Origin of the sequence: Pseudogemmobacter sp. W21_MBD1_M6, from assembly GCF_052119585.1 — a bacterium.
Taxonomy (GTDB): domain Bacteria; phylum Pseudomonadota; class Alphaproteobacteria; order Rhodobacterales; family Rhodobacteraceae; genus JBGQOJ01.
The window spans coordinates 496030-509178 of record NZ_JBGQOJ010000001.1 but is presented as its reverse complement, the minus strand read 5'-3'; the positions used below and the strand labels follow the sequence as shown (position 1 = coordinate 509178).

General features: G+C 64.2%; 11 protein-coding genes and 1 riboswitch. Of the genes, 3 read left to right on the top strand and 8 right to left on the bottom strand.

Annotated elements, in window-relative coordinates; all coding sequences use genetic code 11:
• Nucleotide 1: 1 nt before the first annotated feature.
• Together ACEN2R_RS02410 and ACEN2R_RS02405 are read right to left on the bottom strand one after the other, a co-directional pair.
• Nucleotides 2-718 carry an LrgB family protein gene (locus ACEN2R_RS02410; protein WP_442038839.1) on the bottom strand — a complete coding sequence of 239 codons (717 nt, stop codon included), beginning with the start codon at nt 716-718 and terminating at the stop codon, nt 2-4.
• Nucleotides 715-1083 carry a CidA/LrgA family protein gene (locus ACEN2R_RS02405; RefSeq protein ID WP_442038837.1) on the bottom strand — a complete coding sequence of 123 codons (369 nt, stop codon included), beginning with the start codon at nt 1081-1083 and terminating at the stop codon, nt 715-717. The genes ACEN2R_RS02410 and ACEN2R_RS02405 overlap by 4 nt, the downstream gene beginning before the upstream one ends.
• A gap of 127 nt (nt 1084-1210) precedes the next feature.
• Between ACEN2R_RS02405 and ACEN2R_RS02400 the strand changes: the two genes are divergently transcribed.
• On the top strand, nt 1211-1549 hold the full coding sequence (locus tag ACEN2R_RS02400; protein WP_442038835.1) for a hypothetical protein: 339 nt from the start codon (nt 1211-1213) through the stop codon (nt 1547-1549).
• Here ACEN2R_RS02400 and cobN read toward each other — a convergent pair.
• Nucleotides 1532-5239, bottom strand: coding sequence for a cobaltochelatase subunit CobN (cobN, locus tag ACEN2R_RS02395; protein WP_442038833.1), 3708 nt, complete (start codon nt 5237-5239; stop codon nt 1532-1534). The two genes, ACEN2R_RS02400 and cobN, sit on opposite strands and share 18 nt — an antisense overlap.
• An 80-nt stretch (nt 5240-5319) precedes the next feature.
• On the opposite strand from cobN, the gene ACEN2R_RS02390 reads away from it, so the two are divergent.
• Entirely contained in the window at nt 5320-5496 is a 177-nt protein-coding gene (locus tag ACEN2R_RS02390; RefSeq protein WP_442038831.1) for a hypothetical protein, read from the top strand.
• Between the two features lie 14 nt (nt 5497-5510).
• On the opposite strand, the gene ACEN2R_RS02385 is transcribed toward ACEN2R_RS02390, so the two are convergent.
• Genes ACEN2R_RS02385 through ACEN2R_RS02370 form a run of 4 tightly spaced genes read right to left on the bottom strand, consistent with a single transcriptional unit; the run spans nt 5511 to nt 7918 of the window.
• On the bottom strand, nt 5511-5963 hold the full coding sequence (locus tag ACEN2R_RS02385) for a GNAT family N-acetyltransferase (RefSeq protein ID WP_442038829.1): 453 nt from the start codon (nt 5961-5963) through the stop codon (nt 5511-5513).
• Nucleotides 5960-7033 (bottom strand): cobalamin biosynthesis protein CobW, encoded by a 1074-nt coding sequence (gene cobW / locus ACEN2R_RS02380; RefSeq protein ID WP_442038827.1) that lies wholly within the window; start codon nt 7031-7033, stop codon nt 5960-5962. Before cobW ends, ACEN2R_RS02385 begins: the two co-directional genes overlap by 4 nt.
• A 24-nt stretch (nt 7034-7057) precedes the next feature.
• The gene (locus tag ACEN2R_RS02375; protein WP_442038825.1) at nt 7058-7744 is read right to left on the bottom strand and encodes a CbtA family protein; all 687 of its coding nucleotides are present in this window, start codon (nt 7742-7744) and stop codon (nt 7058-7060) included.
• A gap of 3 nt (nt 7745-7747) precedes the next feature.
• Nucleotides 7748-7918, bottom strand: a complete 171-nt coding sequence (locus tag ACEN2R_RS02370; protein WP_442038823.1) for a CbtB domain-containing protein — start codon at nt 7916-7918, stop codon at nt 7748-7750.
• 36 nt (nt 7919-7954) lie between these two features.
• A riboswitch (cobalamin riboswitch) is annotated at nt 7955-8173 on the bottom strand.
• Nucleotides 8174-8373: 200 nt separating this feature from the next.
• Between ACEN2R_RS02370 and smc the strand changes: the two genes are divergently transcribed.
• On the top strand, nt 8374-11829 hold the full coding sequence (gene smc / locus ACEN2R_RS02365) for a chromosome segregation protein SMC (RefSeq protein ID WP_442038821.1): 3456 nt from the start codon (nt 8374-8376) through the stop codon (nt 11827-11829).
• 93 nt (nt 11830-11922) lie between these two features.
• Here smc and ACEN2R_RS02360 read toward each other — a convergent pair whose 3' ends face one another.
• The gene (locus ACEN2R_RS02360; protein ID WP_442038819.1) at nt 11923-13092 is read right to left on the bottom strand and encodes a lytic murein transglycosylase; all 1170 of its coding nucleotides are present in this window, start codon (nt 13090-13092) and stop codon (nt 11923-11925) included.
• Nucleotides 13093-13149 lie beyond the last annotated feature (57 nt).

The window sequence follows — 13149 nt, the reverse complement described above, 5'->3', positions numbered from 1 at the left end:
GTCACAGAAACAGGCGGACGATCAAGGGGGCGAGTATGGCGGTCAGCAAGGCATTCAGCCCCATGCCGATACCGGCGAAGGCGCCTGCCGTCTCGTTCACCTGAAACGCCCGCGCGGTGCCGATGCCATGGGAGGCGACGCCAACGGCAAAGCCCCGCGCGCGCCAGTCGGTGATACCCAGCAGGTTCAGCAGAGGGGTGGCCATGACGGCCCCCATGACGCCGGTCAGGATGACAAGAACGGCGGTCAGGGTTGGCGAGCCGCCGATCGAGTCGGAAATACCCAGCGCGACGGGGGCGGTGACGGATTTTGGCGCGATCGAGAGCAGAACCTCGCCACGGATGCCCAGAGCATAGGCGACGCCAAGGGCGCTGAGGATGGCGGTGGTCGAGCCCGCGAGAAGCGCGCAAAGCATCGGGACAGCAGAGCGGCGGATCTTGGACAGGTTGCCGTAAAGGGGCGCGGCAAGGGCGACGGTTGCGGGGCCAAGCATGAAGTGGACGAACTGCGCCCCTTCGAAATAGGTTTGATAGGGCGTGGCGGTGGTCCAAAGCACCAACGCAAGAAGGGTCACGGCGATCAGCACGGGATTGACATAGGGCCGTTTGCCAGAGGCCCGGAACGCGGCATCGCCAAGGCTGTAGGCGATAAGGGTCGCCGTCAGCCAGAGCAGGGGCTCTTGGGCAAGGTAGGTCCAGATGCGGGTCAGGTCGCTCATTCGGAGGCCCCCATCAGTTTGCTGAGGCCCGAGAACACCAGTGCGCCCACGGCGATTGCCAGCGCGGTGCTGACCGCAAGCGCCAGCAGGATCGCGGGGCCATCGGTGCCGAGCCTGTCCAGGTGGCCGACGATGCCGACGCCGGCGGGAACGAACAGCAGCGAGAGATGCGACAAGAGACCCTGCGCCGTTGGCTGGATCGACGCAGCCGCGCGGGGCACGGCGATGAAAAACGCCAGCAACAGGGCCATGCCAAGGACTGGTCCGGGAATAATCAGGCCAAAGCTGCGGGCCAGTGTTTCGCCGATCAGCTGGAAAATCAGGATGGTGGTCAGGTGCAGGATCACGGATGCGGTGCCTTTCATCGGGTGTCTTTGACTATAGGGGCGGGATCGCGTTGCACCAACGAAAAGAACGGCGCGGCGTGGGCGAATGAAAGGTTTTGTTAACCGGCGTTTGCGAGGATCGAGGGGGGTATGAGGGAGTATTTTGATGCGACCGTTGTTTCTGGCCTTGCTTGGTCTTCTGACGGGCTGTGATAGCCCGAGCCCCGCCTTTATGGGAATAGAGGGGCGGCAAGTGGTTGTCGAAAAAAGCGTTTTCAGCGTCCGGGTCAAGGGCGACGGGGTAGAGGCGATCCGCACGAATGTGGAATATGCGCCCACCATCGGCAGACTGTTCCCAAGGTTCAGGATCGCGATGGAACAGGCAAGCGGGTGCCGCGTGATCGAAAATTCGATGCGCGGGGATCAGGCGCTGATGCACGCCAAGCTGGACTGCCAGACCGCGCGGGCCCGTGTCCATGAGCCCGCGTCAGATCAGCCTCTCTAGGCGGGCGCGGGCAGAGTTTGACCGCGGAGACCACATGCCGCGTTCTATCGCCTCTGACAGGCGCTGTGCGATTTCGCGCAGGGCGGGGGCGTTGTGGGTTTCGATGAAGTCGCGGGTTTCATCGTCATCCAGAAAGGCGTCATAGACCAGATCGAAGTGGTGGGTTTTGACTGCGCCCGTGGTGGCTGCAAAGGCAAAGAGATAGTCGACCGTTGCGGCGATCTCGAAGGCGCCCTTGTAGCCGTGGCGCTTGACGCCGTCGATCCATTTGGGGTTCACGACGCGGCTGCGCACGACGCGGCCGATCTCGTCTTCCAGAGTGCGGATGACGGGACGTTCGGGGCGCGAGTGGTCGTTGTGATAGATCGGGCGGTCGCGCCCCTGAAGCGTGCTGACAGCTGCGGCGGCACCGCCTTCGAACTGGTAGTAATCGTCGCTGTCCAGAAGGTCGTGTTCGCGGTTGTCCTGATTTTGCACGATGGCTTCGGTTTGGGACAGGCGGGTCTGGAATGCCTGTTTGTCCTGTCGGCCCTCGTCCTGCGCGCCGTAGGCGTAGCTGCCCCATTCGATATAGGCGCGGCCAAGGTCGGCCTTTTCGCCCCATAGTTTTTCGTCGATCATAGCCTGAAGGCCAGCGCCATAGGCTCCGGGCTTGGAGCCGAAGACGCGGGCGGTAGAGCCTTCGGACTTTGCGCGGGCGGCGGCGGGGTTCAGGTCTGCCGGCTCGTCCAGCGCCATGACCGCGCGGGCGGCACTGTCGACAAGGGTGATCAACTGGGGAAAGGCGTCGCGGAAGAACCCCGAGACACGCAGGGTGACATCGACGCGGGGGCGGCCCAGCACGCCCTGCGGCAGCACCTCGAAGCCGGTGACGCGGCGGTTCGCGCTGTCCCATTGCGGCTTGACCCCCATCAGCGCCAGACATTGCGCGATGTCGTCGCCGCCGGTGCGCATGTTGGCGGTGCCCCAGGCGGTCAGCAGCATGGTGCGCGGCCAGTCGCCGTGGGTTTGCAGATGTGTCTCGATTAACAGGTTCGCGGATTTCCACCCCAGCGCCCAAGCGGTGGGGGTCGGCACCGCGCGGCTGTCGACGCTGAAAAAGTTGCGGCCCGTTGGCAGCACATCCATGCGCCCGCGCGTGGGCGCACCCGATGGGGCGGGGGCGACGAACTGTCCGTTCAGGGCCGTCAGCAGGCCCGCGCCCTCGGCGGGGCCACAGGCGGCAACGGTCGGGCGGACATGGGTTATGATATGGTCAAGCACGGCGGCAGAGGCGGGGCCAACGGCGGGCGCGCCGTCGATCAGGGCAGAGCCGAGCAGTTCCAGCCGTTCCACGGTGTCGCCGGTGCTGCGCCATGTGTCACCGGTGATCTGCGCCAGCGCGTCGGGGCGCGGGCCGGTCCATGGGGTGGCCATCGCGGCATCCAGCGGGTCGAAACCAAGCGCAAGATCGGCAGAGATCGCACGCATCAGCGAGGCATCGGCGCCTTTGCCATCGCCACGCGGGACGCGGACAAGGGCCTGCACCAGATCGCGTTCCAGCCGGTCGGTCGGGGACTGGCCGAAGATATGCAGGCCGTCGCGGATTTGCGCCTCTTTCAACTCGCAGAGATAGGCGTCGAGCCTGGCCAGATCGCTGTCCTCGTCGCCGGTCAGACCAGCATCGGAGCCAAGGCCGGTGGCGGCGGTCAGGGACAGGATTTCGCGGCGCAGATGTGTGATGCGGCGGGGGTCGATGCCTGCGGCCTCGTAATATTCATCCACCAGCGCCTCGAGGTCGCGCAGGGGGCCGTAGGTTTCGGCGCGGGTCAGCGGTGGCGTCAGGTGGTCGATGATGACGGCCTGCGCCCGGCGCTTGGCCTGCGTGCCTTCGCCGGGATCGTTGACGATGAAGGGGTAGATATGGGGTGTGGGGCCAAAGACCGCCTCTGGCAGGCAGGTTTCGGACAGCGCCAGCGCTTTTCCCGGCAGCCATTCCAGGTTGCCGTGCTTGCCCATGTGGACGATGGCGTTGGCGTGGAACCGGTGGCGCAGCCAGAAGTAGAAGGCGAGGTAGTTGTGGGGTGGAACGAGGTCCGGCGAATGGTAGGTTTCGGTCGGGTCGATGTTATAGCCGCGGGCAGGTTGCAGGCCGACGACCACATTGCCGAAGGACAGGATGGACAGAGCGAAGGCCCCGTCGGGGCCTGCCTGCGGCGCGGATATTTCAGGAACAAAGAAGGGATCGGTTTCGGGCCTGCCCCAGCGGTCTTCGATCCGTTGGCGGGTGGCGTAGGGCAGGGCGCTGTAGCTGGCCAGATAGTCGGCAAGGGCAAGGCGTTCGCCGCCCTCGCGCATTGCGCGGTCGGTCAGCCAGTTGGTGGGTCCCGCCATGACCTGCGCCATCAGCGCATCGCTGTCGGCGGGCGGGTTGGCGACGGTGTAGCCGTTTTGCGCCAGCAGGTGCAGCACATGCACCGTGGCGGCGGGGGTGTCGAGGCCGACGCCATTGGCAAGGCGGCCATCCTTGTTCGGGTAGTTCGCGAGGATCAGCGCGACCTTACGGTCCGCCGCTTGGGTCTGGCGCAGGCTGGCCCAGTTGGCGGTCAACTGCGTGACGAAATCGATCCGGTCGCCCCGCGCGCGGTAGGCGGCGATGGGGCATTCGGTGGCCTCGTCGAAATAAGCCTCGTCTTTGAAGCTGACGGCGCGAGAGAGGATGCGGCCATCGACCTCTGGCAGGGCGACGTTCATTGCGATGTCGCGGGCCGAGAGGCCGGAGAGGCCTTCGTTCCACGCGGATTCCGATGAGCCCGCAAGGATGACCTGGAACACGGGCGCGGCGTTGGCGGAGGGCATGGTCAGCGGGTTGGCGGGGCTGTCGTCGCCCGCATGCGGACTGCCGACGGCAAAGCTGGTGCAGTTCAGGATGACCGCAGGGGCGGCGGCGCGAAACAGGTGGTCGAGCGTTGCGACCGACACCGGGTCTTTGAGCGAGGCGACGAAGACCGGCAGCGGGTTCAGGCCCGCGCGCAACAGCGATTTGGTCAGGCGGTTGATCGGGTTCAGGCCCGCGCCCTGCACCAGAGCGCGGTAAAAGATCAGCGGCACGACGGGCTGGCCCGCAGTCCATTCCGCCTGTGCGGTGGACAGACCGGACAGGCCCGCGCCCGGCCAGTAGACCCCTGCGCGCAGCAGCGGGCTGGCGGCGGCGGGCTTTTGCGTGCCATCCAGCATGGCACGGGTATAGCCAAGGAAACCGGCGGCGTTCCGGGGGCCGCCTTCGACCATATAGGCCCACAGCGCGTCATAATCGGCATCTGCGACGGTAGAGAGGCGGCGCAGGTCGTCATCGGGTTTGTCGTCGCCGGGCAGGGCGGCAAAGGGGACGCCGGCGGCATGAAGATGGGCGGCGTATTGCTCCAGCCCGTATTTCCAGTAGCCCGCGCCACCCAGAACCCGCGCGATGACAAGGCGCGATTTGGTGGCGCAGTGTTCCAGATGCAGGTCCACCGACATCGGATGTGTCAGGTGGGTCAGGTTGGCGAGGCGCAGGCCGGGGGCGCCGGACATTTCCGACCGCGCCTCTGACAGGGCCGCCAGTTCGGTGTCGGCGGCCGAGATGAAAACCACGTCGGCGGGGGTTTGCCCCAGATCGAACGGCGCGTTTCCGTCGTCGATCGACCCCGGTGTTGCGGCAAGAAGGTGCATCAGATCGCGACTTTCACTTGCAAGATGGCCCGCATTGCGGCACGGGAGCGGGGAACGCTGATCAAAACAGGAGATGCGCCATGGACTATTCCAAGATCAAGACCCAACGGGGCAGCAAGAACGCGCCGCATTGGGAAGAAAAGAACATGCCCGGCGGCACCAATGTCACCTCTGGCAAAGCGGCATCGAAGGCAGAGCTGCTGGCCCGTATGGCGGCAACCGCCAAGCGCAAGGCCGAAGAGGCTGGCAAGGCGTGAGGAAAGCCGCCTGATCACAGGCGCTTTTCCATGAACAGCGAATGCGGACCTTCGACATAGTCGCCGAACGGTCCGCAGAACGCGAAGCCGTGCCGCTGATACAGCCGGTGTGCCGGGTCAAGATCGTCTCCGGTTTCCAGTTTCAGAACGGGCAGGGCCAATGCCTTTGCCTGCGCCATCAGTGCGTCCATCAGGGCGGCGCCGACGCCTGCGCCGCGTGCGGCATCGGATACGAACATTGATTTGACCTCGCCGTAGCCGTCTTGCGCCTTTAATGCGACGCAGCCCGCCGCCCTGTCATCAAGCGTCGCGATGAAAAAGGTGATCGAGGGGGCGCAGAGCGCGTCGATCGACAGGGCGAACATGTGCTCGGGGGGATAGCGCGCCTCCATGTAGGCGCGGCTGGCGGTCAGCAGGGCTGTGCCCCCTGCCGACCTTGGATCGCCGATGTGGACCGCGAGCGTCACGCGCAGAGGGCCGCTGTGATTGCGGCGCGGTCAAGGCCGGTTTCACCGATCACCACAAGGCGGGTTTCGCGGGCTTCGTCTGCGGCAATGGGGCGGTCGAAATAGGTATCGACCCTTGGGCCGACGGCCTGAAGCGTCAGGCGCATGGGTTTGCCCGCGACAGCGGCGAAGCCCTTGAGGCGCAGGATGTCATGGGCGCGGATCACATCGGCAACCTGTCGGGCAAAGGCGGCAGGATCGGCGATTTCGGTGCGGGTGACGACGAAGGATTCGAATTCGTCATGGCCGTGATCGTGGTGGTGATGGTCGTCGTGATCGTCATCCTCGTGGTCGTCATGGTGATGGTGATGATGCACCTCGTGGCGGGCGTCCAGATCGGTTTCGGCCCCGATGCCCTGACCCAGCAGAACGTCGATCGGCAAAGCGCCATGCGCGGCCTTGACCACCTGAACGCCGCTGCGGCTGTCGGATTTGAGCTGCGCGATCAGGGTTTCGACCTCGGCTGTGGTCAGCAGGTCGGATTTGTTGACGACGATCATGTCGGCGCAGGCGATCTGGTCGTCAAAGAGTTCCGACAGGGGCGTTTCATGGTCGAGGTTTTCGTCAAGCGCGCGTTGGGCATCGACGGCGGCGACGTTATGGGCGAACCGGCCTTCGGTGACCGCCTTGCCGTCGACAACGGTAATCACGCCATCGACCGTGACACGGGTCGAGATTTCCGGCCAGTTGAAGGCGCGGACAAGGGGTTGCGGCAGGGCCAGACCGCTTGTCTCGATCACGATGTGATCGGGGCGGTTGGGCCGGTCCAGCAGCTTTTGCATCGTCGGGATGAAATCGTCGGCGACGGTGCAGCAAATGCAGCCATTCGACAGTTCCATGATGTCGTCGTCGGTGCAGGTTTCGACGCCACACCCCTTCAGGATATCACCATCGACGCCAAGATCACCGAATTCGTTGATGATCAGCGCGATGCGTTTGCCTTGGGCGTTTTGCAGCATGTGGCGGATAAGTGTCGTTTTGCCAGCACCAAGAAAGCCGGTGACGACCGTGGCGGGTATTTTCTGCGACATTGGGGGGGTTCCTTTTCGGACGGATCAGGCGACGACGGGGCGTGACCAGAAATAAGCGGCGATAACACCCAGCAGGGCCCAGCTGGCGGCGCCGACACCAAGGCTGCGGGCGACGAAATGCGCCGCGAGTTCGGGCGGGGCGACGCCGAAGTAGGTGTCGAGATGCGGCGCACCGATCAGATGCGGCACAAGCAGGAGTGCCACCCCGCAAGCGATCAACAGTGGCCCGCGCCCATAGGCCAGAACTGCCAGCCCGCCGATCGTTGCCGCGACGGTCGAGGTCCACCACATCTGGCGGGGCAAGATCTCGGCGCCGATGGTTCCGGGAAGTTCCGGCGGCAACCCTGCGGCGGGCGCAAGTTGCACGGCGATGAAGCCCGCCAGCCCCCAAAGAAGTCCCTGACGTGTGGTCACTTTGTGGCCGAACCGTTCGGCAAGGGCAAAGCCTGCAACCATCAGCAGGCCGAACCCCGAATAGGCGATCAGGTTCATAGCAACCGTCAGCCCGTGTCGGTTCAGGTCAAAGCCAAGTGCGGGGGCTCCTGCCGCGCTTTGGGTGCTGCCGTCCACGGCAAAGTGGATGCGCGCCCCGGTTTCATAAAGCTCACCTTCAAGAATGAACGGAATCACGAAGACGAATTGAAGCATGGCCGCAAGCACGCCTGCGGCCAATCCAGCGAACAACGCGCTGGTAAACACATGACGGGTCATGGGTTAGTGGCAGGGAAAGGCCATCGAGTGGCGCTGGTCGTGGGCTGCGTTGTGCACGGAATTGGCATGCGCGAAACCTGCGAAGAACAGCAGGAACAGGCCCGCGACGATTGCTCCGGCAATCGGCAGGATGTCAGATGTGCCACGAACGGCGGCTGTGTTCATCGTTGTCATCTTAATCTACTCCATAGTCCGTCACACCCGACGGATCGGTCAAAATGATGTATGGCTGGTCTCCTGGCTCGCGGGTCGTCACGCTGCGTCGCCTTCCCGGGCAGATGCCCAGTGGCTGGTTGACGCGCGCTCGCCGCTTACAGTCGCGGGGGCGGCTGTGGCTTTCGGCCCCTGTTTGGGTCTCCGGCTCCACATTCCCAATTGATCCCCAGACGCTTTGCGCCCGTGCGGGGAACCATACCCCTAACTTGTGCCGCGATACGGGGGCACGGGTCAAGGCCGATTCCGACCGCAAAGGCGGCGTTTGCGGCGGAGTGTTCCGGCGCATTGCAGTCAGGCCCAATATTTTGTGGATAAGTGGCGGGTTCGGGGCATATGCGGGGGTTGGCGGTTGACAGGGGCGCATCCTGCGCAAAAGATTTGTGACCACTGGGAATCATGGACGGTTACGCTCTTTGCGGTTTTCGAGACTTCGCCTGAATGGCTTCAAAAGCTTTGTCGACCCGACCGATCTGTTGATCGCCGACGGGCTGACCGGCGTTGTCGGGCCGAACGGCTGTGGCAAGTCCAATCTGCTGGAGGCCCTGCGCTGGGTCATGGGCGAGAATCGTGCCTCTGCCATGCGCGGCGGCGGCATGGAGGACGTGATCTTTGCCGGTGCGGCAACGCGGCCGGCGCGGAATTTCGCCGAGGTGGTCATCACCATCGACAATTCCGACCGGCTTGCGCCGTCGGGATTCAATGATGCCGACCAACTTGAGATTGTCCGCCGGATCACCCGCGACGCGGGGTCCGCCTACAAGGCGAACGCGAAAGACCTGCGGGCCCGCGATGTGCAGATGCTGTTCGCAGATGCCTCTACGGGGGCACATTCGCCCGCGCTGGTGCGGCAGGGGCAGATTTCGGAACTGATCAACGCAAAACCAAAGGCGCGGCGGCGCATTCTGGAAGAGGCGGCGGGCATTTCCGGCCTGTATCAGCGGCGACACGAGGCAGAGCTGAAGCTGAAAGGCGCGGAAACCAATCTGTCCCGCGTCGATGATGTGATCGAGGCGTTGGCGAACCAATTGGCGCAACTGGCGCGACAGGCGCGGCAAGCGGCGCGATACCGCGAGATCGGGACAGAGTTGCGCCGCGCCGAAGGGATGTTGCTGTATCGTCGCTGGCGCGAGGCGGACGAGGCGCGGTTGCTGACCTCGACCGATCTGCTGGACAAGACAAAGCTGGCCGGTCAGGCGGAACTTGCCGCGCGCGCCGCAGGCAAAGACCGCATTCTGCGCGATGGCGCCCTGCCGCCCCTGCGCGAGGAAGAGGCGATTGCAGCGGCGGTTCTGCAGCGGTTGCAGGTGCAGCGCGATACGCTGAAGGATCAGGAAGCACGCGCGCTTCAGATGATCCAGACGCTTGAATCGCGGATCAGCCAACTGGTCCACGACATGGAGCGCGAGGCGGGCCTGAACCGCGATGCGGGCGAAACCATCAGCCGGTTGGAGTGGGAACAGGGCCAGCTTGCCAAGGCCAGCGAAGGTCATGCCGACAAGCTGGAGGCGGCGTCGGATGCGTCCCGCGAGGCGGCAAGCGTGTTGCAGGACCGCGAAGACACCATGGCAGAGATGACCGAGGATGTGGCGCGTCTGTCCGCGCGTCACCAATCCGCGCAACGCCTGCTGGATGACAGTCGCAAGACGATGGAGCGGAACGAGGCCGATGCCGAACGCGCCCGTGCCAGCGCCGCGGAGGCCGCCGCCGCGCTTGAAAAAGCGTCTGAGGATTTCATCATCGCGGAAGATGCGCAGGCCGCGGCGATCGACGCGGCAGAGGCGTCCGAGATCGCCCTGCACGAGGCGGAAGTGGCCCGTGCCGAAGGCCAGGCCCGCGAGGCGGATGTGCGCGCCCGGCGGTCCGAGGCGGAAGGCGAGGCGAACGCCCTGCGGGCCGAGGTCAATGCGCTGGCCAGGCTGGTGCAGCGCGATACGGCCGAAGGCGGGCAGGTTCTGGACGATGTGCGGGTCCAGCCGGGATATGAAAAGGCGTTGGGTGCCGCGTTGTCGGACGACCTGAAGGCGCCGTCGATTGCCAGTGATGGCGCATCCGGTTGGGCGCTGTTGCCTGGATACGCGACGACACAGGGGCTGCCCGAGGGCGTTCTTGCCCTGACGAATTTCGTGAGCGTGCCAGAGGTTCTGGCGCGGCGCATGGGACAGGTGGGGCTGGTGGACCGTGCCGATGGCGCGCGCTTGCAGGCCAGCCTTGAACCGGGGCAGCGGCTGGCCAGTCTCGAGGGTGATTTGTGGCGCTGGGACGGCTTCCGCGCCGGTGGCGAAGATGCGCCAAGCGCCGCCGCGCTGCGGTTGCAGCAGTTGAACCGTCTGGTCGAGCTGAAGCGGGATCTGGAAGAGGCTGCCGCCAAGGCCGACGGTGCGCGACAGGCGCACGAGCATCTGACGGCGCGACTGGCGGACCTGAGCCGCGCCGATCAGGATGCCCGTACTGCCCGCCGCGAGGCCGACCGGATGCAGGCCGATGCCAGCCGCGCTCTGTCGCGCGCCGAAGCCGACAAAAGCATCGCGGGTGGCAAGCTTGAATCGCTGGGGCTGGCGGTGAAACGCTATGAGGAAGAGGCGATGATCGCCCGCCGAACCCTGAGGGAGGCCGAAGCAGGGCTGGCCGGACTGGACGACCTTGCGACCGCGCGGGCGCTGGTCGAGGACGTCAAGATGACGGTCGAGGCGTCACGCATGACGATGCTTGCCAAGCGGTCCGCCCACGATGAAATCCGCCGCGAGGGCGAGGCCCGCCTGAAGCGCAGCCAGGAAGTGACCAAGGAAATCAGCGGCTGGCGGCACCGACTGGAGACCGCAGAAAAGCGGATCGCAGAGTTGCAGGAGCGCAAGATCGCATCCGAGGAAGAGCTGAAAGACGCAAGCGCCGCACCCGAGGAGATTGCGGCGAAGCGCGAAGAGCTGGCCGATGCGATCGACGTGGCAGAGACGCGCCGCCGTGCATCGGCAGACAAGCTGGTCGAGGCGGAAACCGCCCTGCGGGATGCGGAACAGACGGAACGGGATGCAGAACGCGCCGCCAGCGAGGCCCGCGAGGCGCGTGCGCGGGCAGAAGCGCGCGCCGATGCCGCAAGGGAAACCGTGACCTATGCCGAGGAGCGGATCGCCGAGGCCCAGGAGACGACGCCGGAAAAGCTGTTGGAGACGCTTGACTGCGACCCTGACAACATGCCGGAAGCCGAGATCATAGATGCCGATGTAAACCGGCTGAAGCGGCAGCGCGACGCCTTGGGGGCCGTGAACCTGCGGGCCGAGGAAGACGCCAGGGACGTGCAGCAAGAGCATGACACTCTGGTCACGGAAAAAACCGATCTGGAAGAGGCGATCAAAGCGCTGCGGTCGGGCATTGCCAGTCTGAACCGCGAAGGCCGCGAGCGTTTGCTGACGGCCTTTGAGCAGGTCAACGCGAACTTTACCCTTCTGTTCACCCATCTTTTCGGCGGCGGGGACGCCAAGCTGGTTCTGGTGGAATCCGATGATCCGCTGGAGGCTGGTCTGGAAATCATGTGCCAGCCACCGGGCAAAAAACTAAGCACCCTGTCGCTGCTGTCGGGTGGCGAACAAACGCTGACTGCATTGGCGCTTATCTTTGGCGTGTTCCTTGCCAACCCCGCGCCGATCTGCGTGCTGGACGAGGTGGATGCGCCCCTGGACGACGCCAATGTTACGCGGTTCTGCGACCTGCTGGACGAGATGACGCGCCAGACCAACACACGGTTCCTGATCATCACCCACCATGCGGTGACGATGGCGCGGATGGACCGGTTGTTCGGGGTGACGATGGCAGAGCAAGGGGTCAGCCAACTGGTTTCTGTCGACCTGAAAAAGGCTGCGGCACTGGTCGCGTGATCCGCATCTTCTCGGTCAAAATACTCTCGCCGAAGGCAATACTTTTGTTAAAAGTTTTTCGCCTCCGGCGGGGATATTTTAGACGTAAGAAACCTAGAGCGCGTTCAACAAGGCTGTCGTTGGCCAGGCATCTGCCGGAAGGCCAAGGCGCGTTTGTTCTTTCTGGACGGCCTCGCGGGTTTTTTCGCCCAGAATGCCGTCGATTTTTCCGACGTCGTGACCACGCTTGGCCAGCTTTTGCTGAAGCGACTTCATATTTCCGTCGGACAGGGCCGGATCTGGCTGTCCAAGGGTAAAGGCGGGTGCCCCTTCAAGGCGCGTGGCGAAATAGGCGGCGGTGGTCACATAGACGAAGCTTTGGTTCCATTCGAAATAGACTTTGAAATTGGGGTAGGCGAGGAAGGCAGGCCCCTTGCGCCCCATCGGCAACAGGATCGAAGCCTTGAGGCCGGGATTTCCCAACGCGCCGCCGCGCGGTTTTACGCCGAGCTTCGTCCATTCCGCCACGGATTTGGTCGAATCGAGGCCCGTTTCGGCCCAATCCAGATTTGAGGGCACCGCGACTTCTTGCAGCCAGGGTTCGCCCGCACGCCAGCCGAGGCCATGCAGCATTTTGGCGCCTGTCATCAGGGAATCCGGCGCGGAGGTTTTCAGGTTGATGTGGCCGTCACCGTCACCATCCTGCCCGTTGCGAATGATATCCTCGGGAAGCATCTGGACCATGCCGATCTCTCCGGCCCAGGCCCCCTTAGACGTCGCGGGGTCGAAATCGCCGCGCTGGTAGAGTTCGAGTGCCGCAAAGACCTGCGGGCGGAACAGGTCGGGGCGGCGGCAATCATGGCTGAGGGTTAGGAGCGAGTTGAGAGTATTGAAATCGCCCTGAACCGCGCCGTAATCCGTTTCCAGCGCCCAGAAGGCCAACAAAACCCCGCGCGGGACGCCGTATTCGGCTTGGGCGCGTTTAAAGGTCGATGCGTATTTCTGCGCATTCTTCTGGCCGTTGGACATCCGGTTCTGGCTGATCACGGATTTGGCGAAATCGTTGAAGGTTTTCTTGAACACGCCCTGCGACCGGTCGGCTTTCAGTACCTTGGGGTCTTGCCGCGCGGCTGAAAGAAACCTGTCTACAGTCGCGGCAGGATAGCCTTTTGCGACGGCCTCTTGTTTGATGCCGCCCAGAAAGCCCGCGAAATCTCCGCCGCATTTGGCGTCTGCGATGGTGGTTGTGGCAAGAAAAACAGCAGTGGCAAAACCGATGCGCATGGAAACCCCTTTGTAAAAACTACCGCGAGCGTAACAGCCTGCGGCCCACCGGCAAAG